General features: G+C 38.3%; 22 protein-coding genes. 12 read left to right on the top strand and 10 right to left on the bottom strand.

What is annotated here, in order from left to right; translation table 11 throughout:
- Positions 1-36: 36 nt before the first annotated feature.
- Together ACKWCD_RS06640 and ACKWCD_RS06645 are read right to left on the bottom strand one after the other, a co-directional pair.
- Complete coding sequence (locus ACKWCD_RS06640) at positions 37-348, bottom strand: antibiotic biosynthesis monooxygenase family protein (protein WP_413983162.1); 312 nt, start codon at positions 346-348, stop codon at positions 37-39.
- Between the two features lie 10 nt (positions 349-358).
- Positions 359-715 carry a hypothetical protein gene (locus tag ACKWCD_RS06645; protein ID WP_413983163.1) on the bottom strand — a complete coding sequence of 119 codons (357 nt, stop codon included), beginning with the start codon at positions 713-715 and terminating at the stop codon, positions 359-361.
- A gap of 130 nt (positions 716-845) precedes the next feature.
- On the opposite strand from ACKWCD_RS06645, the gene ACKWCD_RS06650 reads away from it, so the two are divergent.
- Positions 846-1,346 (top strand): CvpA family protein, encoded by a 501-nt coding sequence (locus tag ACKWCD_RS06650; protein WP_413983164.1) that lies wholly within the window; start codon positions 846-848, stop codon positions 1,344-1,346.
- A gap of 222 nt (positions 1,347-1,568) precedes the next feature.
- Complete coding sequence (locus ACKWCD_RS06655) at positions 1,569-1,997, top strand: hypothetical protein (RefSeq protein ID WP_413983165.1); 429 nt, start codon at positions 1,569-1,571, stop codon at positions 1,995-1,997.
- A gap of 117 nt (positions 1,998-2,114) precedes the next feature.
- Here the strand turns inward: ACKWCD_RS06655 and ACKWCD_RS06660 are convergent, their stop codons facing one another.
- From ACKWCD_RS06660 to ACKWCD_RS06670, 3 genes are all read right to left on the bottom strand, one after another.
- Positions 2,115-3,179: a proline racemase family protein gene (locus ACKWCD_RS06660; protein ID WP_413983166.1), complete on the bottom strand. Its 1,065-nt coding sequence runs from the start codon at positions 3,177-3,179 to the stop codon at positions 2,115-2,117.
- On the bottom strand, positions 3,172-4,128 hold the full coding sequence (gene lhpI, locus ACKWCD_RS06665) for a bifunctional Delta(1)-pyrroline-2-carboxylate/Delta(1)-piperideine-2-carboxylate reductase (protein ID WP_413983167.1): 957 nt from the start codon (positions 4,126-4,128) through the stop codon (positions 3,172-3,174). Before lhpI ends, ACKWCD_RS06660 begins: the two co-directional genes overlap by 8 nt.
- A gap of 61 nt (positions 4,129-4,189) precedes the next feature.
- Positions 4,190-9,709 (bottom strand): alpha-2-macroglobulin family protein, encoded by a 5,520-nt coding sequence (locus ACKWCD_RS06670; RefSeq protein WP_413983168.1) that lies wholly within the window; start codon positions 9,707-9,709, stop codon positions 4,190-4,192.
- Positions 9,710-10,060: 351 nt separating this feature from the next.
- Between ACKWCD_RS06670 and ACKWCD_RS06675 the strand changes: the two genes are divergently transcribed.
- The 6 genes from ACKWCD_RS06675 to amaB all read left to right on the top strand — a co-directional run bounded on the left by ACKWCD_RS06675 (position 10,061) and on the right by amaB (position 14,149).
- On the top strand, positions 10,061-10,537 hold the full coding sequence (locus tag ACKWCD_RS06675) for a CAP domain-containing protein (RefSeq protein ID WP_413983169.1): 477 nt from the start codon (positions 10,061-10,063) through the stop codon (positions 10,535-10,537).
- 200 nt (positions 10,538-10,737) lie between these two features.
- Entirely contained in the window at positions 10,738-11,280 is a 543-nt protein-coding gene (locus tag ACKWCD_RS06680) for a 3-hydroxyanthranilate 3,4-dioxygenase (protein ID WP_413983170.1), read from the top strand.
- A gap of 6 nt (positions 11,281-11,286) precedes the next feature.
- Positions 11,287-11,649 (top strand): DUF1304 domain-containing protein, encoded by a 363-nt coding sequence (locus ACKWCD_RS06685; protein ID WP_413983171.1) that lies wholly within the window; start codon positions 11,287-11,289, stop codon positions 11,647-11,649.
- 24 nt (positions 11,650-11,673) lie between these two features.
- The gene (locus tag ACKWCD_RS06690; RefSeq protein ID WP_413983172.1) at positions 11,674-12,126 is read left to right on the top strand and encodes a nuclear transport factor 2 family protein; all 453 of its coding nucleotides are present in this window, start codon (positions 11,674-11,676) and stop codon (positions 12,124-12,126) included.
- A gap of 4 nt (positions 12,127-12,130) precedes the next feature.
- Positions 12,131-12,535 (top strand): nuclear transport factor 2 family protein, encoded by a 405-nt coding sequence (locus tag ACKWCD_RS06695; protein ID WP_413983173.1) that lies wholly within the window; start codon positions 12,131-12,133, stop codon positions 12,533-12,535.
- A gap of 60 nt (positions 12,536-12,595) precedes the next feature.
- Positions 12,596-14,149 (top strand): L-piperidine-6-carboxylate dehydrogenase, encoded by a 1,554-nt coding sequence (amaB, locus tag ACKWCD_RS06700; protein ID WP_413983174.1) that lies wholly within the window; start codon positions 12,596-12,598, stop codon positions 14,147-14,149.
- 344 nt (positions 14,150-14,493) lie between these two features.
- On the opposite strand, the gene ACKWCD_RS06705 is transcribed toward amaB, so the two are convergent.
- Entirely contained in the window at positions 14,494-14,625 is a 132-nt protein-coding gene (locus ACKWCD_RS06705; protein WP_413983175.1) for a hypothetical protein, read from the bottom strand.
- A 490-nt stretch (positions 14,626-15,115) separates the two neighbouring features.
- Here ACKWCD_RS06705 and ACKWCD_RS06710 point away from each other — a divergent pair, with 490 nt between their 5' ends.
- Together ACKWCD_RS06710 and ACKWCD_RS06715 are read left to right on the top strand one after the other, a co-directional pair.
- A complete protein-coding gene (locus ACKWCD_RS06710; protein ID WP_413983176.1) occupies positions 15,116-16,024 on the top strand; it encodes an OmpA family protein in 909 nt (302 codons plus the stop codon).
- 25 nt (positions 16,025-16,049) lie between these two features.
- Entirely contained in the window at positions 16,050-16,625 is a 576-nt protein-coding gene (locus ACKWCD_RS06715) for a hypothetical protein (RefSeq protein ID WP_413983177.1), read from the top strand.
- A gap of 71 nt (positions 16,626-16,696) precedes the next feature.
- Here ACKWCD_RS06715 and ACKWCD_RS06720 read toward each other — a convergent pair whose 3' ends face one another.
- From ACKWCD_RS06720 to ACKWCD_RS06735, 4 genes are all read right to left on the bottom strand, one after another.
- On the bottom strand, positions 16,697-17,692 hold the full coding sequence (locus ACKWCD_RS06720; protein ID WP_413983178.1) for an acyl-ACP desaturase: 996 nt from the start codon (positions 17,690-17,692) through the stop codon (positions 16,697-16,699).
- Positions 17,693-17,754: 62 nt separating this feature from the next.
- Positions 17,755-18,492, bottom strand: coding sequence for a metallophosphoesterase (locus ACKWCD_RS06725; protein WP_413983179.1), 738 nt, complete (start codon positions 18,490-18,492; stop codon positions 17,755-17,757).
- Positions 18,489-19,577: a TFIIB-type zinc ribbon-containing protein gene (locus tag ACKWCD_RS06730; RefSeq protein WP_413983180.1), complete on the bottom strand. Its 1,089-nt coding sequence runs from the start codon at positions 19,575-19,577 to the stop codon at positions 18,489-18,491. The genes ACKWCD_RS06725 and ACKWCD_RS06730 overlap by 4 nt, the downstream gene beginning before the upstream one ends.
- A gap of 79 nt (positions 19,578-19,656) precedes the next feature.
- Positions 19,657-20,790, bottom strand: coding sequence for an SPFH domain-containing protein (locus tag ACKWCD_RS06735; RefSeq protein ID WP_413983181.1), 1,134 nt, complete (start codon positions 20,788-20,790; stop codon positions 19,657-19,659).
- A gap of 183 nt (positions 20,791-20,973) precedes the next feature.
- On the opposite strand from ACKWCD_RS06735, the gene ACKWCD_RS06740 reads away from it, so the two are divergent.
- Together ACKWCD_RS06740 and ACKWCD_RS06745 are read left to right on the top strand one after the other, a co-directional pair.
- Complete coding sequence (locus ACKWCD_RS06740; protein ID WP_413983182.1) at positions 20,974-24,660, top strand: T9SS type A sorting domain-containing protein; 3,687 nt, start codon at positions 20,974-20,976, stop codon at positions 24,658-24,660.
- A gap of 131 nt (positions 24,661-24,791) precedes the next feature.
- Positions 24,792-25,235 (top strand): hypothetical protein, encoded by a 444-nt coding sequence (locus ACKWCD_RS06745; protein ID WP_413983183.1) that lies wholly within the window; start codon positions 24,792-24,794, stop codon positions 25,233-25,235.
- Positions 25,236-25,256: the final 21 nt, after the last annotated feature.

Below are 25,256 nucleotides of genomic sequence, written 5' to 3' on the forward strand. Positions count from 1 at the left end.
TTAGCTTTTTATATCGATTCAATTTTATTTTTAGAATTATCCCTTCTTGAAATCATACTCCCTTTCTACCAAACAAATGCGCACCTTATACCAAGAGTACCAATCTTTAATTCCCTTTTGCTGAGCAAATAGATGGTCAGCATTTGCTTTCCAATTGGCGATTGCTTCCAAACTTTCCCAATAACTAATTGCTATTCCCAAATCTTCCCGAGCGCTTTCAAAATCTAAATAACCCGATTGTTGTTTGGCTAAATCTTCCATTTGTTGAGCCATTTCAGCATAACCATTATCACCTTCGGTTCGGGTTGATGTGAAAATTACCGCGTAGTAAGGGGTTTTTGGTTTCATGTAATACGAATTAAGCGATATACTCTTTTTCAAGAAAATAAGATACAATGGCCTCTTTCATTAGTACAGACTGCTCCCCTGCTTTTAATGGAGGTAACTCCTCTTTAATGGTATAATGAGGCCAACGCTCTTCGTCAAAATGTGAAAATTCGTAATACCCATAAGGTTCCAACAAACGGCAGATTGCTATATGCATCAAGTCTAGCTTATCATCTTTCTTATATTTTCTATGGTACTGCCCCAATTCTTGAACTCCCACCAAATAAATTATGGCATCAAGTTCCAGTGGGTCTCCGTCGGCAAATTGATTAGACAACTGCTCGACCAATTCATTCCAACGCTCTTTTAATTGTATATCTCTTGACATTTATTCTTTCCTTCAAAGTAACGATTTCAGGTCTCGACCTAGCCTGTCTTCAGCGACAGCCGAAAGGCTCAACCAGACAACGTATCAAAGGTACAAATCAAAGTTCTATATTTGTGAAAAGCCTTCACTTATGAGCTTCTTGGATATTATTTTGGGATTGTTACTTGCCTACGGATTGTATAAAGGCCTAAAAAACGGACTTTTCGTAGAATTGGCCTCTTTAGTAGCTTTGATTGCAGGGATTTTTGGAGCTATCCATTTTTCATACATCGCAGGAAACTACCTTTCTCAAAATATGGAGTGGGATGAACGTTACATCAATATCGCGGCCTTTGTTATTACCTTTATTACCATCGTTTTATTGGTCAATTTCGCTGGAAAATTTCTTACCAAAATAGCCGATTTTGCCATGTTAGGTCTCCTTAATAAAATTGCTGGCGGACTTTTTGGAGCCCTAAAAGTAGCCGTTATACTAGGTGCACTTCTGATATTTTTTGAACGTGTAAATTCATCCGTCGGACTCGTAAAGAACGAAACGATGGGAAATTCAGCTCTTTATGAGCCTATCAAAGAGATAGGGGCTTTTGTATTTAATGCAGTCTTAAAGGATGATAAGAATCCGGAAGAATAAAGCCATTAAGGACTACCAAAAACTACAGAGATTCAATCGTAAGGACAATTCAATAAAAACTGTCAAAGACCGCTCTTTCTTATTAATTAAAAGCCTTGACAAATTGTAAGAAGACTACTTAAAATTTGCGCTACAAAGATTTTCAAGGTACTTAGCCGACCAAAACAGAATCTCTCTCCTACATCTATTATCTTAGCTGCGAGAATTTGAAAATGAGATTTTTTGGAAAAGTTTAAAGACTCTGTTTTTTATCATGAAGCTATTCATGAAATTAACTATTCATTTGGGGACTTCTACCTCTTAGATGGTTTTGTAATTGCAGAAATTAATGAGGGAATTATATTTAATTGGGATGACCATGGCAAAAAAGCAGTGGAAGACATCTCATATTTATACGACTCCCATGGTCAGAATCTTATTCTGATAGCAAATCGCATCAACTCCTATTCGACCAAGCCTACAGATTGGAAGAAATTTTTCAAACATAGATATACTTTGAAGGGATATGCGGTTGTCAGCTATTCAAATTTCGGAAATTCTATTGCGCTAATAGAGAAATGGTTTATCAGAACAAGAACCAAAAGATTCAAATCATTGGGAAATGCTGTCGAATGGGCGAAGGGAGTTTCTGGTAGTCGGATGGTTTCTTAATTTATGTTTCGTTCAGCTTTGCCGGATTCGTTAATCTACTTGCCATTTAGAACTCACCCCAGCTGCACCAGCCCTACTTCGACTGCACTCAGCACAGGTCTCAATAGGGGTGCAAAATTATCTTAGAATAAATCCATTCTTCACAGGGTCATTGGGGTCGATGTAAAAAGTATGTGCCCCAGTGATATGTGCAGTTCCTTCAACTTGCGGAATGATTGCTTTAAATGGTCCAAAGTCTTCTTCAGATATTATCGAGCCCTTGAATACTGAGCCAGTAATACTTTCAATGGTCATGGTTTCCCCAAAGTCAATTTCTTTTCGCATTCGGTGAATGGCCATTCTTCCTGATACTCCTGAACCTGTGGGACAACGGTCAACTTCGCCTTCAGCGAAAATGCATACGTTTTTACTATCAATTTCAGGCTTGTCTGAATCGCCGATAAAAATCGTTCCGTATAAAAAGCTTAAATCTTCTTCAAATGGATGCAAGATTTCCGAATCTTGTTGTATTACCGCTCGTTTGATAGCCATTCCTGTGGAAATTAGAGAACGATACGAATCGCTACTTAAGTCGAAATCAAAGCTGTTCTTCTTCATATCCACATAGGCGTAAAATGCACCTCCATAGGCTAAATCGTAGGTGATTTTTCCTAGGCCTTGGACCTCAACTGTTCTATCCAACCCAACTACAAAACTGGGCACACAATGGAATCGTACTCCAGTTACGTTTCCATCCTTTACACTAGCAAAAGCCGTAATCCGACCGCACGGAGCATCTATTTTAAGCTCGTTATCTCCTTCTCTTATCTCTATCCAGTCCATCTCAACAGCCAAAGTAGCAATCGCAATTATAGCATGACCGCACATGGTACTGTAGCCTTCGTTGTGTAAAAAAAGAATTCCGAAATCACCTTCTTCATCATTTGGCGGAACTAAAATACAGCCATACATATCAGCATGACCTCGAGGTTCAAACATCAAGGCCGTTCGCAAATGGTCGTAATTTTCTTTACAGTAGCGCCGGTATTCTAAAACGGAATTTCCTTTTAACTCTGGAAAACCTGAAACAATTACTCGCAAAGGTTCTCCGCCCGTATGCATATCAATCGTCTTAATTTGAAGCCAATCTTTAGGCGGATTGAACTCTGTTTGCCTCAGGATATTTTGATAGGTCTTACTCATGAGTAAATTTTTCATAATAATAGGATGCAGCCACCAAGTCTTCAAGTGCATGACCTACGGATTTAAACAGGGTGATTTCTTTATCATCCATTCTACTGTTTGTTTTTTTAGAACAAAGGGAAAATAAATCTCCCTTGATGTCATCCTCTTTTAGAATTCCTTTTTTTAGCGGAATAAAAATATCTCCGCTTTCTTTTCTTCCTCCCAAGGAATCAACAAAAACAGCCGTTCTTTGGATCACCTCATCATCGGCTTCGCGCATGTCTTGCCTGTAGGTCCCAACTAAATCTATATGTTGTCCTTCTCTCAGAGATTTTCCAAGAACCAAAGGAATTTTAGAGAGTGTCGCACAGGAAACAATATCAACTTCACTTATTTTTTCTTCAATGGATGCTATAGCCCTACAACTAAAAATTTCATCTTTGAGGTCTTCGCAAATTGCTCTTGCTTTTTTAGGATTCCTCCCCCAAACATAAACTGTATCGATAGGCCGGACACTCGCATGGGCCCGAATTAAGTTAGTGGATAGCGCGCCAGTACCAATCATTAATAGCGAAGTTGAATTCTCTTTTGATAAAAATGTTGATGCTAGGGCTGAGGTTGCTGCAGTACGTTTTGCAGTCAGGCTTTTGGCCTGCATTGTTGCTTTTATGGCTCCTGTAACTGCATTCATCAAAATATAGAGGGCATGGACTGAAGGCAAACCAAACCTGTCATTTTCAGGACTCACTGTTGCAATTTTTACTCCAGCTTCTTTTCCAGAATGCCATGCTGGCATCAAAAGTAAAGTAGAATCCGCTCCTGTCTCAGGATTTGGAAAAAGATGATGATGCCGATTTGGAATACTAATATCCTCAGAAGCAAAACCCGATTTCAAAGCGGAAATCAGTTCTTTAAAATTGGTATGAGTATTGATAAAATCATCGCTGATTTGAATGATTGGTTCCATATTCTAAAAATATGGAAATAAAGATTAGAACCAAGTAATTGGATGTAGCTTTGAACCTCTCCTACTGAACAACCTCAACCCACTGCCCTTTCGTTCGAACAATATAATCATTGTCATACATTGCTTCCGCTTGCACTCCTGGTAAATAGTATTTGCCTAAATACGAAGCATTTAATAGAACTCTAAAGGTTTTTGTTTCGTTGCGTTTCATATCAAAATAGAAATTCGCCCGGTCATCTCTTAAATCGGTATACGTCACTTGGTTTTGCGCAAAGCTTCCAAAATCTGTAAAACGTGTATTTACGATTTCCCATCCACTAGGGAAGATTTCCGTTAACGCCATATCCTTTAGATTATTTGAAGATGTATTTGTTAGGGAAACCTCAGCTACGAAATCTGTTCCCTGCGTAATCGTTGAAGGGTCTAAAATAGAACCATTTCTTCCTTTGAAAACCATAGTTGCAGCTAAGTTTTTCTGAATTGTTTTTTCTTCTCCAACGGGAAGAATTCCGCTGTTTACAATACTCACATAAACCGTATTACTTTCTTGATTTTTAACCGTGATGCTATTGCTTCCTTTTTTGATTTCGATAGGTCTGCTGGCAAGTGTTTTCTCTGTTCCAACGTTTTCTGATTTTCCGTTTATGGAGACACTGGTTTTGATTCCTTTTCCACCGATCATTTCGGCAAATTTGGCCATAGCCATCAAACTATAGGAAGTACTTTGGGTACTCATATATCTTTTGTCGGAAAGGTTTTTGGCAATAGTTTTGGCCAACTCTTGCGCTTTGGTTTTGTCTTTCATCAAAACATAAGTTTCTAGAGCCATGGCTCTATTTCTGTCCGATGAACCGTAGGTATAGTAGTAATATTTGTTGTTCTCTACATCTAATCTCGCGGTGCTTAAAATCTTTTTCGCCACATTGGCTTGACCAATAATCGCATAGGCAGCTGCCAAACGGAATTTACCTTCATTTGAAACTCCTGAACTTTCTCGCAAACGGTTCATACTAGCCACATCAGCGTTTCCAGAAAGTGCTAAAGTGTATAAGCGATACGCCTGAGCTAAATCTGAATTGCTACCCGCTCTCCATTGTTTGGCGACGCCTTGTTGGTACTTTACCCAACTCGATTTAAATCCGATAGGTAAGACATAGCCTTTCTTTTCAGCTTCCAACAGGAAGTGTCCGGCATAGGTTGTTCCCCAGTCGTTGACATAGTTTTGACCTGGCCAATAGGAGAATCCACCACCGGGGTTTTGAAATCCACCTAAACGTTTGATTCCTCTATCTATATTTTGCTGAATACGTTTTTTCTTGCTAGTGTCTACATCAAAAACATCAGATAAGTACAACTGTGGGAATGCTCCTGAAGTGGTCTGCTCCACACACCCATGCGGATAGCGAATCAAATACTTCATGCGTCCGTTGAAGTTCATAGGAGGCAAGGTCGAAAATTCGATTTCTGCGGAATTGCTTCCCGCGATTCCGAAAGTTTCTAGATTTATAGTTTGACTTCCGTTTGCATCGAGAATTACTTCTGTTACTTCGGATGTCACCGGATTCGGATTCACCACATCAATCGGAATTTCAAAAGAAGCTTTTTCTCCTCCACCGGAAGCTTCAACAACTACTTTTCCAATTCCCGAGAAATCGGAAACATTCAATTGAAAATAGGCCATCTTTTCATCTGGCTGGGCAAAAGTCAGTTTTTGAGTTTGCTCCCCTTCAATACTAAATGCCTTGTCTTGTTTGATTTTCAAAGTCACATTTTTGACTTTCTTTTCCATCGCAAAAACCGTAACCGGAAGTGTAACTTTTTCACCTGGCGTAATCTTTCTGGGCAAGGAAGCCAAAATCATCAAAGGTTTACGTACCGGAGTAGTTTTTTCAACTTGTCCGTATGCTTCTTTGTCGTTATCAGCGGCTACAACCATAGTTCTTACTGAACCCACGTATTTCGGAATCTTAATTTTATGCGATTTGGTTTCTCCATCTTTCAAACTAAACGGACCTAAATACACCACCATAGGTTCAAAACGGTTTGCTTTTTTATTTTTTGCTCCCGCTAATTCACCATCACCACCAATGGCAAATACTTGGTCGATTCTTCCTCCGAAAGCACCGATAACGTCATCATAGACATCCCAAGTTTTAACTCCCAAAGCTTCTTTAGCGTAGAATGTATTCCACGGATTCGGCGTTTTAAAACGCGTTAAATCCAAAAGCCCTTCATCAACAATGGCTATAGAATAAGTCATTGCTTTCTTATTCTTCTCGTTTACTTTCACCGTAATCGTTTCTTCAGGACGTAAAACATCTGGCATTGAAACCACTGGTTCCAACTTTGTATTTTGGTCTTCAACACTGATTCCTGTAACGCCATACATACGAATTGGAGAATCATTTTTAGTCGTCGCGTGAGGTTGCAAAGACGAGATATTAATGAACACATTTGGCGTATACAATTCTGTTATAGGCAACTGGAATTTCGTTTCACCTTCAACCGTTTCTACCCACATCGATTCTAAAACCTCACTTCCATTTTCAACGGTAACAAGAGCTCTTCCTCCGAATGAACTTGGAAAGGTTACTGTAGCCGTCTCTCCAACATTATAGGTTTCTTTATCCGTAGAAAACACCAACATGGTAGCTGCAGAAGGATCTCCTTTTCGAGATTTTCCAGCCCAACCTGGCCAATCGATATAAACCGCTTTTCCTGTGGCATGACCGCCATTCGGGTCTTCAACGCGTATTAAATATCTTCCCCAGTCTGGGTATTTTAATTCAAACTCAAATTCTCCTTTTCCATTGGAATTTGTACTAATAGTTTTCTCAAAAAGTAAATCGCGGTATTGACTACTGCTATATGAAGAAAGGTTATCGGAAGAAGTATCCCACCACCATCTCCAGCTTACTTTAAAGATGGATACTTTTAAGTTTTTCGCTGCTTTGGCTTTTCCGTTTTCATCAACGGAAACTACCTCGAATTTGTGTTTTACATCCGTTAAGAGCATTCCCCTAGTCTTATCACCTTTGGGAGCATTCAGTCCGATATAGGTACTATATGGAGAATATGGTTTTGTAAATACATCGGTACTGAAATCACCTCCATTTTCGTATACCTTAGTTATGAATGCTGCATTTAACATTCCGGGTGCTTTACTCGTCAATTGTGGATTTATGCTAAAACTAGCTTTCCCTTCTCCGTCAATTTTACTGTCAAAAACGACTTGGTCTTCTGAAGAAAAACGACGTGTCGGGTCGTCAAAAATATATCCTGGAAAGGTTTCAAATGTGGTTCTCTTCGGATTGAACTTTGCGGTAATATCTGCTTTCAGGTTTTTGGCAATCGCCCCGTGCAACCATTTCACTTCCATATCACCATTGATGGGTTTGGCTCCATTTAGCACTTCAGCATCAAACTCTGTTTTAATCTTTAAGCGGTTCGGTTTTATGGTTTCAATCTTGATGGTTTTTGTGAAGGAAGCACCTCCAACTGAGACTTTTGCCAACCAATTTCCGGTAGGTGCATTTTCATCAGTTTTAATGTCAAAATGGAAGAAATTGTTGAGTCCATTTTTGGATACTTCACGATGCACCACCTTGTTATACGGGTCCATCAACTCCAACTTCACCGGATGATTTGCTGGCAACTTATTCGCATTATCATTCAACATAAAGGATAAGAATATCTTATCTCCCGGTCGCCAAACACCTCTTTCTCCGAAGATGAATCCTTTAATACCTTTTTGCAAACGTGTTCCTGAAACGTTGAATTTACTAACGGAAAGCGCATTTCCATCATTCAATTTCACGTAGTTCTTTTGTCCGTTATTTTCAACTACAGCGAAAAATGCTAATTTTTCAGAGTCAAAAATGGCAGTCCCTTCAGCATCTGTATTTACGTAACCTACAGACTGTTGCTGGAAGTTATAAAAGGTAACTTTTGCTCCTGCAATTGGATTCGTATTTAAAATATCGCTAACGGCAATGAAGTAGCTTTTGTTTACCCCTCTTTTAATCGTAATTCCGATATCCGTCGCTAAAACATTTGTTCCAACTTTCTTGTCATAGTAATAGGACTTGTCACAAGGATTTTCGCGTTCGTTCCAATTGTAATCATAATACCCATATTCATCATAGTAGTTTTCAATACCATCCCAAGAGCTATCTTCTTGTTCTTCATCAAAATTGTCTTCGTCTTCTTCCTCCTCGTCAAAATTCGTTGCATCACATTTATAAGAACTGTAGGCAGGGCGGTAATTGAATTCGACACGGTACATCGCTCCAACCTCAGGAGAAATCAAAGCACTCAAGTCAATAGCATGTGCCGCCCACTTACCTGTTGAAGCTGACAAATTATTCTCAAGTACTATCTTTTTTCTGGCAATGGGTCGTGCAACACTTCTTAAGTTAGAGCTTCCATTGATATTGTTACTTTGCAAAAACTGAAGTACATTATTCTCAAAGATTTTAAAAACAGATATATCAACCGCCTTAAGGTTTACCACTTCAAAATTGATTTTTAAATTGTTTGAGGAAGGTAAAATTGTTCCGTTGGAAAGCAGTCTAACTTGTGGTTTTAGTTGTTCGAAAGCAACGTATTGTTCAAACTTATTTTTGAGTTTATAGCCATCTTCACTTTGAATGCCTTGTAAGACTTCCAACTTGGCAGAGCCTTTCAATTCTGCGGAAGGGTATAGTTTTAGGGTATTGCCATCAACCGAATATTTAGGTTTTGAAACACCTTCAAGCGTAACTAAACCTTTAAAATTTTGCCCTTTTTTGATAGGGTCAGAAAAGTTGATAAGCACCACTTGACTTTCTCCGGTTTCTACGGAAGCATCTAAAACTGTAAAATTGTTCTTTCCTGATATTTTGACAACGTTCTTACCATTACTTTCAATATCGAACTTTGCACCATCCCAAGAAATTTCTAACTCAGAATCTTCTTCATAGCGCTGAATACTATCTATCTTAAATGAAAATTGAGTTCCTTTTTGGACAGCCTCATCAAATTTAAGTTTAACGGATTTCCCCTTATGGGAAACAGATAGCAATTGCTTTGCCGTTTCTAAGGGCAACACATCTGAGGCCCTAAGTTGTCCGGTAATATATTGTCTGCTTTTCGAATACGACTGCAAAGCATCCGTATAAATATTGAATTGTTGTTTTAAGGTTTTTACCCCGAAAGTCATTGTTTTTAATTCCCTCGGAAGGTCTTTAACGATTTCCGAAAGTGCAAATTCAAAGGTGTATTCAGTGTCTTGCTTGAATCCGTTTTCGGGAATAAAAGCAATCGTTCTTTTATCCAAGGAAACCACCTTTCCTTTTGTTCTGGGAGAAACGCGAAGTAAATCAGAATCTAATTCATCACCGTTATTCCATGATTCTATCGGAGTATTCAGAACAACCCGAACGTCACTTTGTGCAGAAATAATTCCGTGAGAAACTTCAGTAATGTATTCTTGATATTTATTTAGATTTTCGAATTGTTCTTCAGGTGATGCAATTTTTTCTTTGCATCCGGCTAGAATAAAAAGGAAGAGAGAAAGGCGTAAAAAGGACTTGATTTTCATGAAATAGAATTTTATTAAAAGTAAAGGAGCTTCAAATAAAATCCATCCCAAAATACTGTAGAATATATAGCCCCCAATACCCCCGTATTCAGTTAGAACGAAATTGATCGTTTCTTTATTACTTTGTTTCGTGATAATTCAAGTACTGTTAAATATGTACGGTTTGACTTATTAATTTGTTTTTGAACAGTGTAATTCATCGAAAAAAGCATTTTTTACATAGATGAGCTCTGTATTTTACGTATCATTACGGACGCTAACGTCCCCAGTTAGCAGAAGAACACGAGAACACCCCACGTCTCCACCACCTACTTTACTTTTAGAGCACCTACTTACAAATAGAACTGTTGTATGAAAATGAGAACGCACTATGTTGCCCTTGTTTTATTTGTAATTACTTTGGCTTCTTGTAGTAAAGAATCCTTAGAGAACACAAGTATTACCGAGGCTGAGAACGCTACAGAAGTTGAATTGGAATTGTTGGCGGTTGTAAATGACCATCGCATTTCTCTAGGGCAATCTGCATTAGATTTTAGCGAAGTGGCTTACGAATATGCGAATCAGCATAATGATTATATGATTTCTAAAGGAAGTATTAATCACGATAATTTCAGCTTTAGAGCTTCAAAAATTTCTTCTCAGGTAAGTGCTGAGTTCGTAGCTGAAAATGTTGCCAAGGATTATACGAATGCAGCGGAAGCTTTTCAAGGTTGGTTAAATAGCTCTAGCCATAAAAAAACTATGGAAGGTGATTTTTCGCATACTGCAGTTAGCGTCAAAATGAACGATGCTGGCAACTTCTATTTTACGCAGATATTCTTTAGGTAAGAATTTCTTAGGCCTATTTTCATTTACCCAAACCCTAAAGGGACTGAAAATATGCTGACACCTAGTAAAAAGTCCTACCTTTAGGGTTGGGGTAAAGACTTTTCCTTATTGATAATGGTATCCTTTTCTTTTCTTAAATTTGATGGAACCTCATGTTCATCTGGTGCTTACTAGATTGAACAAAAATCATTTATCCATCTATGTCAATAGCACCTCCGTTTAATCTCAACAAATGGATTGAAGAAAACCGCGACACCTTAAAACCGCCTGTAGGAAATAAAAATCTATATAAAGATGCAGGGGATTATATTGTTATGATTGTTGCCGGACCCAATGCGAGAAAAGACTACCATTATAATGAAACCGAAGAACTTTTTTATCAGTTAGAGGGAGAAATTGAAGTGCTTATTCAAGAGGATGGGCAGAAGAAAACCATGAAATTGGGGCCTGGAGATATGTATTTACACCCTGCGAAAGTTCCACACTCTCCTGTTCGCCATGAGGGAAGCATTGGTCTAGTGGTGGAACGCAAACGTGCCGATATGGAAGTTGACGACGGCTTGCTCTGGTTCTGCGATAACTGCAACCAAAAATTGTATGAAGCTTACTTCACATTACATGATATTGAGAAAGATTTTTTAGAGCATTTCAAATATTTTTATGGTTCCGAAAAATTGAGAACTTGTACTAATTGCGGGACGGTTATGCCCGTTGATAAACGTTTCATAGCCGAAGAAAATTAAAACTATATGGAAATCACTATCAAAATATTAATTGGGTTTGTAGCCTTTCTACACCTGTATTTTCTCTACTTTGAAATGTTTGCGTGGACGACAAAGGGACCAAAAATATTTAGAGGTTTTCCAAAGGATTTATTTGTGCCAACTAAATCAATGGCCGCCAATCAAGGCTTATACAATGGTTTTTTAGCTGCAGGACTCGTTTGGACATTTTTTATATCGGACGCAGTTTGGAAAGATAATATTTCATTATTCTTTTTAGGATGTGTTGCAGTAGCAGGAATTTACGGTGCCCTCACTGTAGAAAAGAAAATATTCTTTATTCAGGCTGTACCGGCACTAATTGCAATCGCTCTTATCCTTTTGTTTTAGGAAACTTGAACTCAACAATGATTTATGAAACAGTACTCTTCCCTTTTGACATCCCTATTTTTACTACTCACGTTTTTTGTTAAAGGACAAACACCGCAAGATTCATTAGATATTAAACAAGTTGCTTTGGACTATATCGAATCTCAACATAATCTAAAACCTGAACAATTTGAACGTGCAGCACATCCAAGAATGGTTAAAAGAACTTTTTGGACCAATAAAAAGACGAAAAAAGAATACTTGAGAGAAACCTTTACCGATGCTATGGTTTTGTTAGCCGAAACCTACAATCAAAATGGAGATAAGTTCCCTGAAAATCCTAAAAAAGAGGTTGTAATTCTTGATATATTTAAGAAAACAGCTTCAGTAAAACTTATAGCCGATGATTGGATTGATTATATGCATATTGTAAAATTGAATGGTAAGTGGCAAATCGTAAATGTGCTTTGGCAGTTCAATGATTCCAAACAACATTAAAACGATGAGAGTCTTAATACTATTTTTCTTGATTCTAACCCCATTATCTTTATCTGCACAAATGAGCCCAGAAGAAGTAGTACAAAAACAGTTGGAAACTTATAACAATCGCGATATCGATGGCTTCATGTCCGTCATTGATACAAACATTACCATGCATGATTTTTCCACTGGGAAAATTACCTTGGAAGGTTATGAAGACTGCAAGAAAGTATATGCTGAGGTATTTGCAGATTCTCCCAAACTCCATTCTAAAATATTGACCCGAACGGTTTTTGACAATAAGGTCATTGACCACGAATATATTACCGGAAGAAAAGGAAGTGACACGCCTATTGAATTAGTGCTTATTTATGAGGTAAATGATGAAAAAATCACCAAGATATCTGTCCTTCGAAAACAAGAATAAATCAGTTGTTTATTCGTAGTTTTGTAGAAATTTAACAATTCACGCTTAAAAAGTTATAAAATGTCAAAAATAGCCACGGAATTTGGTATTACTGAAGCCCTAAAAGCCTTAGGAATTAAAGAAATCAACGAAGGAACTTCTACTGGTTCTGACAATTTTTCTTCCGGAGAAATCATAGAATCGTATTCTCCCGTTGACGGAGCTTTGATTGGAAAAGTGAAAGCCACTTCCAAAGAAGACTACGAAAAGGTAATGACAACGGCTACGGCGGCATTCAAAACTTGGCGACAAAAACCAGCTCCGCTTCGAGGTGAAGTTGTGCGTCAGTTTGGTGAAAAATTACGTGAATTAAAAGAGCCGCTTGGAAAATTGGTTTCTTATGAAATGGGAAAAAGCTACCAAGAAGGTTTGGGTGAAGTACAAGAAATGATTGACATCTGCGATTTCGCAGTCGGACTTTCAAGACAATTACACGGTTTGACCATGCACTCTGAAAGACCCGGACACAGAATGTACGAGCAGTATCATCCATTGGGAGTTGTTGGAATTATTTCAGCATTTAACTTTCCCGTAGCCGTTTGGGCATGGAATACCGCTTTAGCTTGGATTTGTGGTGATGTATGTGTTTGGAAACCTTCCGAAAAAACACCTTTATGTGGTGTGGCTTGTCAAAATATAGCTGCTGAAGTTTTCAAAGCAAACGGACTTCCAGAAGGAATTTCTTGCATGATTAATGGGGATTATAAAGTTGGTGAAATGATGACTAACGACGGTCGTGTTCCATTGGTTTCGGCTACAGGTTCCATCCGTATGGGGAAAATCGTTGCGCAGGCAGTTGCCGCAAGACTAGGTAAGTCATTACTAGAATTAGGTGGAAACAATGCGATTATTGTTACTCCGGATGCAGATATTAAAATGACAGTAATTGGAGCCGTTTTCGGTGCTGTGGGTACCGCGGGTCAACGTTGTACTTCAACACGACGATTAATTATTCACGAGTCCATTTATGATAAAGTAAAAGATGCGGTTGTAGCTGCTTATGGTCAATTACGTATTGGAAATCCTTTGGATGAAAATAATCATGTAGGTCCATTAATCGATACCGATGCAGTCGGTCATTATAGCAAAGCGCTCGAAAAAGTTGTTGCTGAAGGTGGAAAAGTCATTGTCCAAGGTGGCGTTTTGGAAGGTGAAGGTTATGAAAGTGGTTGCTATGTAAAACCAGCCATTGCCGAAGCTAAGAACGATTTTGAAATCGTGCAACATGAAACATTTGCTCCTGTACTTTATCTTTTAAAATATTCTGGGGATGTTGAAAATGCAATTGCTGTTCAAAACGGCGTTGTTCAAGGGCTTTCCTCAGCTATCATGACGAACAATTTAAGAGAAGCCGAACGTTTCTTAAGTCAAAATGGTAGCGATTGTGGAATTGCCAATGTCAACATAGGAACTTCCGGTGCCGAGATAGGCGGTGCATTTGGTGGAGAAAAAGAAACTGGTGGTGGTCGCGAAAGTGGTTCGGATGCATGGAAAGTATACATGCGTCGTCAAACAAATACAATTAACTACACAACAGAACTTCCTCTAGCACAAGGGATCAAATTCGATTTGTAAATTCTAGGTACAGCTTAAATAAAATACTCCTAGTTGTTTAGCTCCTTCATCCACCAAAAGGCGAACTGGCTCAAACAACTAGGAGTTTTTTATTTCCAATAGAATTCCAAAACCTTTTTATACGGATTATCAAAAAGTACTTTGGTTAGACTATATTCTCTTCGGTTTCCCGATAAAATATCTTCGTTACTTATTAGTAATTATTTCCTTAGAAAGGTTAACACAAAAAGGCATAAAAAACCCGCTGTTACTCAAAATCTACCCGTTCCCCCGAATGATAGTCTTGAATTTACAGCGGGATTAACCAAACTAACTCAAACACTAAGTTTTATATGGAAGTCTTATTAATTGCTTCCATTTTTTGACTTCAAAGGTTCTGTTTCTTGAACCCGCCAGCTTCCATGAAGAAGAGCCTGTGTTCCAAGAACTATCACCATGCAAGCAAAAGTCATTATTTTTATAATTTCAGTTTTCATATCTGTTCTCTTATAACTTCGTTTCAAATATATGCTCTAGCGCTCTTTCAATATTTCAATATTGTACCATTTGATTCAATTCTTGTGTAAATGGCAAAAAATTAGTCTTTGTTTCACTTTTCATATATTCATGTCTACTAGGGAAAAAAGGTAAACACTTTCGTCTAAGGAATATTTTTTATCTACAAACCTTTCCCTACTACAATAAAAACAGAACCCCATCACAATGCCGATCTTTGTCGGGAGTGATGGGGTTTCCACTTATATATTTTTCAGCAATTTCAAAATTTATTTGTAAACCGAACAAAGGTATTTCGTGAATGGTATCAAAAACTGTATAAATGGCAGCAAAACTAAAGGTAAGCCATGTAATACTTACATGAATTCAGAATGCTTACCTACTCATTTATAGGATTTAATTCACAATAATTTAACATTTTAAGGATTTTTTTTAATACATTGTAGCTTCAACACTAAATCATTTTTAACAATGACAAAAACAACAACAAACTTGTTGCTGATGCTCATTACCATTCTGGCGGGTACGTACTTCTATATTACGTGCTGCAGTTCATGCGGTGCTTCTACAGCAGAAGAACCTGTTAAAGAAGCGGTAACAGCCCCAGTAACACCCGAAGCAACGTCGTATCCCTTTGCTTTTAGTGATGGCGAATACGCGTACAATGAAAACGACAATTATAACTTTAATGTGTCGTCCTCATCGATTTTAATGCCACTTTCCCAAAAGGTAACCGACGGGATTGCCAGCTTAAAGTCTTTCTTGGCTGAAAATGCCGGTAAGGTTATTAATCTGACGGGGTATTACAAAAGTGATGAAACGAACGATTCAGCTTTTCCAAACCTCGGTTTAGCTCGTGCCAATGCGGTTAAGAACCACTTGGTGGAAAATGGAGTCTCATCAACCCAAATCAATACGATGGGTAAATTGATGGATGACATGGTGGCAAAAGGCGAAATGTTCCTTGGACCGATTGCTTATAGTCTTGGTGATGCAGCCGCAGATGCAGAAGATGAGATGAAAGCATTACGTGATAAGATAAATGCAAACCCCCTTGTGCTTTATTTTGAAACCAATCAAGCTTCTATTAATCTAAGCGCAGAACAGCGTCAAAAAGTTGCAGATATTTCTAGATATCTAGACAAAGTAGAAGGTGCATCTTGCAACGTAGTTGGTCATACTGACAATGTTGGTCGTCGTGCTCCAAATGTTCGTTTGGGACAAGGTAGAGCTGATTTTGCCAAGTCATATTTGGTACAAAATGGAATTGCAGCATCAAAAATAAATGCCTCTTCTAAAGGACCCGATTCTCCTGTTGAAAGTAACGCAACCGAAGCGGGAAGGGCTAAAAACAGAAGAACAGAAGTCACATTAAACTAATAATTAACTAATAAAATAATATAAAATGGATTTTGAAAATATGAATATTTGGTGCTGGTTAATTCCGCTACTTGTAGGTGCAATTTGTGGAATTCTTGGATACCTTATCGGTAAAGGTTCAAGCACAACTATAGATAACTCAGGAGAACTAAACGCCTGGAAAGATAAAAATGCTAAACTTCAAGCTGATCTTGATGCTTGTAATGGTAAGTTGAAAACGGCAAGTGCAGCTGCAGTAGCCGGTGCAGCAACAACCGCCGCCTCATTAACTGCTAGCGCGCCCGCAGTCGAAACCAAAATTCCTTTCGATGCAGCAGCAGCCAAAGCGGCGATGGGTAAAGCAATTAAAGAGGATGACCTAAAAGTTGTTGAAGGAATCGGACCTAAAATCGAAGGTATGTTCCATGATGGTGGAATTAAGACTTGGAAACAACTTTCAGAAACGGCAGTCGCCAGATGTCAAGAAATTCTTGATGGTGGTGGTGAACGCTATAAAGTTCATGATCCAGCTTCTTGGCCAATGCAGGCCAAAATGGCTTACGAAGGAAAATGGGCTGAGCTTGCGAAATGGCAAGATGAGCACGACCACGGAAAATTGTAATACACAATTTATTTATATAGTACTAAAAAGGTCCGCGACTGCGGACCTTTTTTATATTATTCAGTTTAACTTTAAATCATTCCATTGGCTTCTACCCACTTGAAGCGATACTGGTCTTCAGGAAATTGCATTCTTTCCGAAATACGCAACAACCTTGAGGGCAACTTCATTAAATAATCCCTTGCTTTTTCCGCCTCGTCGCTTAAGCCTCTGATAGTATCTATTTCCCAATAACTATTTAGCTTGCTAAGAATATCTATATAGTCTTGTGCCGTATAAACTCCCAAACGCTGCGCACAGTTTGAAAAATTCTCAAATGCTGTACCAATGCTTCCACCAGACTCTCTTAAAAAGTGAGCCGGCATTACTATTTTCTTTTTCATCATATCTGTGAACGCCAGCATCATACCTGATGGATCTTCTCCAAATATGGTCTTTACAAATTCACGATATGCTAAATGATGTCGCATTTCATCTCCGGCAATAATAGTACACATCTTTCCTAGTAAAGCGTTACCTTTTTTCTTTGCCATCTGACCTACTCTTTTATGAGAAATGTTTGTTGCCAGCTCTTGAAAAGAAGTATATACAAAGTTCTTATATGGATCTCTATCCGTACCTATATCAAATCCGTCAGAAATTAAATGTTGCGTTGTAATTTCTACTTCACGCATGTTTACTCTTCCTGATAGATATAAATACTTATTTAGAACGTCACCATGTCGGTTTTCTTCACCTGTCCACTGTCTAACCCATTTTGACCATCCGTTTGCCTTACCGTCGTGTTGGTTGATTCCTTCAACATCCATTAACCAGGATTCATAGGTTGGTAAAGCTTCTTCCGTAATAGTATCCGCAACCATAGTCACCCAAAAGTCATAGCCCAATTCTTTAGATTCTCCGCGTAGGGTTTCAACAGCATCCAGAAAACCATCACTTTGTGAGTCTGGCAAAAAATCAGACGGTTGCCATATATCTTCAATAGGTATTAGAAAAGAGTCGATAAACCCCTCAACCTTATGCTCAATAGCCTGCATCACCTCTAATCGTATGTTCTTTTCTACCATTATTTAATTTTTTGTAAAGTTCGGAAATTATACGTGGTTATTCGCTTAAGAAGAAAGCTATTTTAATTCCTTCCTTTTTCTTCAGGATAAAAAGTGTACACAGGGTCGCTTTGCCATATCTCTTTTGTATCTACATCCATAATAGAGAGTGGCCCTTTGAATGCAGCTCCAGTATCTATATTCCAAACATTTGCCGCCATTTCTGGAACAACATGTGACATTTTTTTGGAAATTGGGGTATGACCGATATAGATTTCCGAATAATGTTTTAATCGGCTGGGGTAGTACTCGTCTTCTTTCAACATTTCAGGATTTAGTGATTGTGCCAACTCCCATAAGGTTCTATCCCAATAAAAGGTTTTGGTGAAGTACTCATGTTCTACTCCTTTCAGATTGGTGAATCCCGCATGTAAAAAGAGTCTATTTTCTGAATCAAGATAATAGTTTTCAAGCGCTTCATAAAACAGCAAATGCTCAGCTATAGTTTTATTATCTGCCTCATTATACGATGCCATCGTAGCCTCTCCGCCATGCTGAAACCAAATGGGATTGTCTTTTTTTTCCTTTAGCCAATCATAACACAACTCATCGTGGTTTCCTCGAATGTATATACAATTGTAGGTTTTTTTAAGTGCTAATAGGAAGTCGACAGTTTCAACAGCAGTGCTCCATCCATCTACATAATCTCCCAGGAAAATAATCTTATCTGCTGTGGTAACCTTAGCTTTTTCCAATACCTGTTCCAAAGCCCTGAATCCAGAATGGATATCGCCAATAACTAATGTCCTACTCTCTTTCATTCTGCAAAAATCGCAATTACAGCGATGACCGCAATGATAAAAAGGACCAAAAAGAAAATCTTCCAAAAAGAATAGGGTCGGGTTCCACTCAGAGCGCCTGTCTGTCCATTAATGTAAAAGTGATATTCCTTTCCATTATAGCGATAAGAGCTAATATACACAGGAAGTAAAATGTGCTTAAAAGTCTCGTCTGAAAGTTTAATATCTGAATGTGAAATTCGTTGTGTGTCACCCCCAATATCGCGGCGAATCCAATTATGGGCAATATGTTTAGCTTCCTGAAATGATTGATGATGCCCTTCTTTAAGGGAAACTGAATACTTTTCAGTAACAAATCCGGAGAGATACTTAGAATTAAAAGGCACTAATTTTTTGGTATCCCAAAATGCTACTTTTGAAGGAATATCTCTTCTTTTTTTCTGGGAAGCATTAATCAAAATATCATCAATAAAACCTTTTACAGAACCAGAGGCGGAAGACCAACGTGTTTTACGAACTTGTCGTGTTTGAACTCCATTTTTAGTTCTTACGCGTTGTTTTTCGTAATAGTAATCACCCCGTTGACCTTGATAAGCTGCGAATAAATTTGAATCAAAAGTCCAATACGGAACGTATAGACCATGCAATCCTTCTGGATCTAAAGCAGCTCGTTTCAAGTTGCTTGGAGCAAACCAAATTCCGCTTACCCAATTTTTGAAAATTCCTCTTGCTTTTTTAGCATCCAACTGAAACGGAACAACTGCCCCAGGTAAAATCCAGCCTTCTTTTTCAATATCTTCTCGAATCAGAGGTTCTCCACAATACACACAACTCAAAGACTTATAGTTTTCCTCTACATGTTGATTTGCGCCACAATGTTTGCAATTCAGTAAATCAATAGTGTTTGTGTAGGCGTTCTCACCAACAACCTTTAAATAATGTTGTAATTCGAGCTCTTCAAAACTACTTTTGGTTTGTTCAATAAATTCTTCATAACCACAGTACTCACATTTTAATTGATGTGAGCCAGGCTTAAACTTTAATTCTGCTCCACAATTGGCGCAATCTTTTTTATGTTCAGAATTTAGTGTTTCTTCTTCTTGCATTCTATTTAGATGGAAGTTGAGTGAAAAAGTCCTCCCCTAGCCCCTCCAGAGGAGGGGAATATCTTGAGTGATTTTTTAATTATGCGCTAGGTAAAGGTGGTGGAGTACTGCCTCCTAAGAATGATTTTAATTCTTCTACGTCTTTTAGAGCTGTCCAGTTTTGCATGCCTTGTTTCCAAACCAATGAATCTTTATTTACAGTTCTACTTGCAAACAACTCTTTTAGCTTGTCAATAGAGACCGGACCCATTTGTTGTCCATTACTAGCATAATGGTACATCACTTGCGTCGGCATTGGTGGCGGAACAGCTGCCTGCTGTGGCGCACCAAAACCCTGTTGTGGAGCTTGCGGATTCATCATACCACCCATTTGTTGGGCCAGTACAAAGCCCATACCCATACCCATACCAGCACCGGCCGTACCACCTTCATTCTTGGCAGCAGCTTCCATCGCTTTGGCAGCTTTGAATTGCGCCAACTTGGTCATGTCTAGTTTATCTAATCGGCTATATTCGAAAATCTCTTTTTTGAGCTCTTCAGGCATTGATACATTCTCAATGTAAAACTTTTCCAATTCAATACCTACTCGGCCAAATTCAGGCTGCATTACTTCCTGACATGTTTCGGAAAGCTCTGTGGTATTAGCTGCGTATAGTTCAACTGGGAGATTAGCTTCTCCGACAGTATCTGTAAAACGAGTTACAATTAAACTTTTTAAGTGCTCATTGACTTCGTAATTGGTAAAATTCCCATCAGTTCCAACAACATCGACAACGAATTTACCTGGGTCGCTGATTCTAAAACTATAGGTTCCAAAAGCGCGAATCTCTACCAATCCAAAACGTTCATCACTTAGCATGAATGGGTTTTTAGTTCCCCATTTTTCATCAGTAAACAATGTTGTATTTACAAAGTAGACCTCAGCTTTAAACGGACTATCAAAACCATACTTCCAACCTTTCAAAGTTGCCAAAATCGGAAGGTTTTGAGTGGTCAAATCGTAAGTGCCCGGCGTAAAAACATCCGCCAACTGACCCTCATTTATAAAAACCGCCGTTTGTCCTTCGCGAACAATGAGTTTTGCGTTGTTCTTAATCTCATTTTGATAGCGTTCAAAACGGTGAACAATTGTATCATTGGTATTATCAAGCCACTCTACTATATCAATGAATTCATGACTGAGTTTCTTTTTTATTTCATCAAATAAGCCCATTACTTTTCTTTTTAATTAGTTTTTGAAAAGGTATGAATTTCTTTGAAGGGGTGCAAAAAAGAGAATCTTACTTTCCACGTAAAAATAACCATGTATTTCATCGATTTTGAGGAAAACAGCTTACTATTTTAACATTTTATTCATACTTTATTCCCAGACTAATAACTAAAAAAAGAACACTTTATGAAAACACAATTACTCAAAAGGGTTTTTGGGTCTGTTTTGCTATTGGGAATGTTTCTCTTTTCTTTCCAAGGGCAGTCGCAAGATTTAAAAACATCACATGATGACGCTCCTAAAAAGGGCCACTCTCTTTACAAAAAGTCCAAAATATACGACAGTAAAAAAGGTGCTGTTGGAGGAAAACCAAAACCGGTTGGAGATCGAGCAATGGATAGATGGCTATACGAAAAACGCCAAACGCAGAATCCACTTACCAACGAAATTCCTGAAAATATTCGATTGATGGAAGGTGCTTTCTCAAATAAAATCAAAGAGAGAAGCTTGGCTACAGAAGCCTCTAAAAGCGCATCTGGCATGTCTGCCCGAAGCAAATATTCTTATTGGAAAAATCGAGGCCCTGGTAATGTAGGTGGTCGTACCAGAGCATTAGCGATTGATCGAAACAATGAAAATATAGTTTTTGCAGGTGGAGTATCGGGTGGACTATGGAGATCTAAAGATTTAGGGCAAACATGGAAAAAAGTTACCAGACTATCTCAAGCCCCTAGTATTACTGCCATAGTGCAAGATCCTAGAAAGAATAAAAACAATGTATGGTATTTTGCCTCCGGAGAACGTTATGGAAACTCTGCAAGTGGTGGCGGTGCTTTTTATGGTGGAACGGGGATTTACAAATCTGTTAATAATGGTAGGTCTTGGTTTCGTTTGCGTAATTCGAATGACAATGATTTAACTAGTATAACTTCTTTGGATATTATCAATAGTATTGCTGTAGACCCCGATACGGGCGATTTATATGCAGCTACTTTCGAAGGTGTATTCCGGTCTAAAAAAGGACGTGGCAACTTTGAGCTAGTTTTACCCAGTTCACGGGATAGCCAAACAGAAATCATGATTACTCCTGAAGGAAAAATTTATGCCACTGTGGATATTATTCGCGGACCGGAAAATGCAGGTTTTTTTGTTTCGGATGACGGGAATGAGTGGACGAATATTACTCCTGAAAACATTGTTCCTGCATACGGTAGAACTGTTATGACTCATGACCCTTCAGATGAAAACAGAATATATTTCTTCTCTTTTAATGCTGCAGATTTTTCAGAAGCTTTTCTATGGAGATATCAAGCTGACGCGGAAACACCAGAAGAAACATGGGTCGATTTAAGTGCTAATTTACCCACTTCAATTGGCGGTAGAGCTGGCAATCTTTTATTACAAGGCGCATATAATATGATAATTAAAGTGCATCCAACTAATCCCGATTTGATATTTTTAGGAGGCACCAACTTGTATCGATCAACTACAGGTTTTACTACTCCGGCAGGTTTTGAAAGTTGGATAGGTGGCTATACAAATCTTGAGGATAGTTTTGCGCTATATCCAAATCATCATCCTGATCAGCACAATTTGGTGTTTTTAGCTTCCGACCCTAATAGAGCAATTTCATCGAATGACGGGGGTGTTCAATTAACAGAAGATATTACAGTTGAAGATAGTTTTGTTGAATGGACTTCGCTTAACAATAATTATATCACTACACAACCTTATGCGGTTTCTTTTGACCCCGAGGCAAATAGTGATGATTTATTAGCTGGATTTCAGGATAACGGCTCATGGTACACCAATTCTAAAAGTGTAAATGATCCTTGGATAGAAGATTTCGGAGGTGATGGTTCGTACAACGCCATAGCAGATGGTGGTCGTACAAGATACGTTTCTTCTCAATTTGGAAATATTCTTCGCTTCAATTTTGATGAGGCAGGAGAATTTGAATCATTTGCTAGAGTTACTCCTGCAAATGCCTCTGGGTTTGATTTTGTTGCTCCGTTTATTTTGGATCCTGTTAATGATAATATAATGTATTTACCAGCAGGTGACAGAATTTGGCGAAACAATAATTTAGATGAATTGCCTATTGGGTCTTTTGCTCTTCCAACAAAAAATTGGGTAGAACAAAAAAACACAATCACTCCTGACGGATCGTTTATTACCTCATTGGATATTTCTAAATTTCCAATAGCAAGTCGTTTGTATTATGGCACCTCTTCGGGGGGGATTTTTAAAGTTGAAAATGCTAACTTAGACGATCAAGAAGCAGTAGATATTTCAACTGGCAAAGGATTGCCTGAAGGAGGTTATGTAAATAACGTTTATGCAGATCCTAAAAACCCAAATCGAGTATTTGCCGTTTTCTCTAACTATGGCATTCCAAGTGTATTTGTCTCTAGAGATGCAGGTGAATCTTGGAATGATATTAGCGGAAATTTAGAGGAAAATAGAGACGGCTCTGGCAATGGACCTTCTGTTCGTTGGTTCGCTATGAATGGTAAAAATGATGGTTATTTTGTAGGAACCAGTACTGGACTATATTTTACATATAAGCTTCAAGGGAAACGGACACGTTGGTATCGTGAACCTTTACGAATTGGAAATGGGGTGGTAGCTCAGGTGCGCACGAGAGCGGACGGTTTTGTTGCTGCTGCTGTTCATGGAAATGGGGTGTATAGCGCTAATTTTTATGTAAGACCTAGACCTGAACCAAATCTTAGCGTTGCCTATCTTTTAGCTGATAAAACTGTACCAACGAATAGCGAACCATTTGAGGTAGATGTTACAGACTTATTTGTGAATAAGAGACAAAGAAGAAATATTGATATTGAAGTCACCAATAGCAATCCAGAACTTGTCTCAGCTGTGTTGAATAATAATACATTATCAATATCTGTGATTGCAACAGACACAGAGGGAAGTGCTGCAATTGGATTAATTGCAACCTCAGGTAAAGAACAAGTATCAGAAGGCTTTACAGTAAATGTGCTAGAACCTTCAATTTATGAGCAAATAGATCCGGTCGTTAGTTCTAGTCCTTCTCAATTCTTTACCGATTTTGGGGCGTTAGTTCAGTCTGCTGATGACTTCATAGTCCCCGAAGGAACTTCTTGGAAAGTACGCGAGGTAGTTGCGTATGGGGGCGCCAATAACAATCCTGAATTTAATGATGCTACGGTCGTTATTTATGCTGACAACAACGGATCTCCTGGAGAAGAGGTTTACAATAGTGGTTCGATCGTTCCAACTTCAGATCCTCTTAATCCAACTCTCGAGTTAGAATTCCCGGAAGAAATAGAATTGTCTAGCGGGTCTTATTGGCTTTCTGTTTACACAAACCTTGCTTTCGGTGATGCTCAACAACAATGGTTCTGGTCCACTCAAGCAAATGTAATTGGGAATGACGCCCAGTTTAGAGATGATGGATTATTTGTTCCAGGCGGACTTGATTGGACCCCTAAATCTTTGGTTTTTGGAGGTGCACCTGATGATCTTGTTTTCCAGATATTTGGAACGATCAATGAAGCAGGTAGTCAGGAAGAATTGCCTACTGCATCAACTCGAGTGCTTGATATTCCTCTTGCTAATGAAAGTTTAGCAGAAGTTGAAGCCAATATTATAACAACTGTTTGGCCTAACCCTTCTTCCTCTGAGTTTTTCTTCTCTCTGAAGCAAAATCAAGATGATAGAGTAAGTGCTAGAGTGTTTAATGTTTTGGGACAGTTGGTTTATGAAAAAGATGATATTGACGCTTCACAAACTTTCTCATGGAATGCATCTGCTAATCCAGCTGGGCTTTACATTGTTAAAATTAGTGGCGCTACAACAAATAAGAGCTTTAGCATTGTAAAACGATAGTTGAACTCTGAATAATTACTAAAAGGCTCGGAATTTCCGAGCCTTTTTTATTTGACAGCATCCTAAGTCGTTGTAAATCCGTAGATATTAAAGATAATTTTTAACTTTAAATTCTATAAAACCCACATCAAATGAAAACTTTAATTCTCACATTGTTATTTTTAATTGGGAATAGCTGCGATCCTATTAGCAAGGAGGCTCCTGTACAAATTGCGGAAACCACTGTTGAATCCGTTGATAGTAATGACTCAAATAGCTTACCTCCAATACAAGAAAGCATGAATCCTGGAGAAGTAACTCTGAAAATAAAGATTATGGAAGTTTTCGACTCCACCCAAGACATTTGTGGAGTTTCGCAGACTAACGTAATGAAAATGTCGGTAAAAGAAATTCTATCAAGAGGTTCCAGCATTGTTAATCTTCCCAAAAAAAATGATGAAGCTTTAATGAATTTCTTGATAGCTCCTGTTGATTTGCCTTTAAACACATTAATTGAAGCCAAAGCCAAAGAAGGACTTTGTAGAGATGCTTCAAAAACCTACTACACCATAATTTCATATAAGATTGTAGACTAGTCTTATTTTGTCATTATCTTA

This window comes from Maribacter taeanensis (assembly GCF_047345145.1).
GTDB lineage: Bacteria > Bacteroidota > Bacteroidia > Flavobacteriales > Flavobacteriaceae > Maribacter_C.

Excerpts from the sequence above, each read along its gene's own strand:
- ACKWCD_RS06745 (WP_413983183.1), top strand. The coding sequence starts at position 24,792 with ATGAAAACTTTAATTCTCACATTGTTATTTTTAATTGGGAATAGCTGC.
- ACKWCD_RS06645 (WP_413983163.1), bottom strand. The coding sequence starts at position 715 with ATGTCAAGAGATATACAATTAAAAGAGCGTTGGAATGAATTGGTCGAG.
- ACKWCD_RS06710 (WP_413983176.1), top strand. The coding sequence starts at position 15,116 with ATGACAAAAACAACAACAAACTTGTTGCTGATGCTCATTACCATTCTG.
- ACKWCD_RS06725 (WP_413983179.1), bottom strand. The coding sequence starts at position 18,492 with ATGAAAGAGAGTAGGACATTAGTTATTGGCGATATCCATTCTGGATTC.
- ACKWCD_RS06695 (WP_413983173.1), top strand. The coding sequence starts at position 12,131 with ATGAGAGTCTTAATACTATTTTTCTTGATTCTAACCCCATTATCTTTA.
- ACKWCD_RS06680 (WP_413983170.1), top strand. The coding sequence starts at position 10,738 with ATGTCAATAGCACCTCCGTTTAATCTCAACAAATGGATTGAAGAAAAC.
- ACKWCD_RS06685 (WP_413983171.1), top strand. The coding sequence starts at position 11,287 with ATGGAAATCACTATCAAAATATTAATTGGGTTTGTAGCCTTTCTACAC.
- ACKWCD_RS06650 (WP_413983164.1), top strand. The coding sequence starts at position 846 with ATGAGCTTCTTGGATATTATTTTGGGATTGTTACTTGCCTACGGATTG.
- ACKWCD_RS06660 (WP_413983166.1), bottom strand. The coding sequence starts at position 3,179 with ATGAGTAAGACCTATCAAAATATCCTGAGGCAAACAGAGTTCAATCCG.
- ACKWCD_RS06715 (WP_413983177.1), top strand. The coding sequence starts at position 16,050 with ATGGATTTTGAAAATATGAATATTTGGTGCTGGTTAATTCCGCTACTT.
- ACKWCD_RS06730 (WP_413983180.1), bottom strand. The coding sequence starts at position 19,577 with ATGCAAGAAGAAGAAACACTAAATTCTGAACATAAAAAAGATTGCGCC.
- ACKWCD_RS06640 (WP_413983162.1), bottom strand. The coding sequence starts at position 348 with ATGAAACCAAAAACCCCTTACTACGCGGTAATTTTCACATCAACCCGA.
- lhpI (WP_413983167.1), bottom strand. The coding sequence starts at position 4,128 with ATGGAACCAATCATTCAAATCAGCGATGATTTTATCAATACTCATACC.
- ACKWCD_RS06675 (WP_413983169.1), top strand. The coding sequence starts at position 10,061 with ATGAAAATGAGAACGCACTATGTTGCCCTTGTTTTATTTGTAATTACT.
- amaB (WP_413983174.1), top strand. The coding sequence starts at position 12,596 with ATGTCAAAAATAGCCACGGAATTTGGTATTACTGAAGCCCTAAAAGCC.
- ACKWCD_RS06690 (WP_413983172.1), top strand. The coding sequence starts at position 11,674 with ATGAAACAGTACTCTTCCCTTTTGACATCCCTATTTTTACTACTCACG.
- ACKWCD_RS06705 (WP_413983175.1), bottom strand. The coding sequence starts at position 14,625 with ATGAAAACTGAAATTATAAAAATAATGACTTTTGCTTGCATGGTGATA.
- ACKWCD_RS06735 (WP_413983181.1), bottom strand. The coding sequence starts at position 20,790 with ATGGGCTTATTTGATGAAATAAAAAAGAAACTCAGTCATGAATTCATT.
- ACKWCD_RS06720 (WP_413983178.1), bottom strand. The coding sequence starts at position 17,692 with ATGGTAGAAAAGAACATACGATTAGAGGTGATGCAGGCTATTGAGCAT.
- ACKWCD_RS06670 (WP_413983168.1), bottom strand. The coding sequence starts at position 9,709 with ATGAAAATCAAGTCCTTTTTACGCCTTTCTCTCTTCCTTTTTATTCTA.
- ACKWCD_RS06740 (WP_413983182.1), top strand. The coding sequence starts at position 20,974 with ATGAAAACACAATTACTCAAAAGGGTTTTTGGGTCTGTTTTGCTATTG.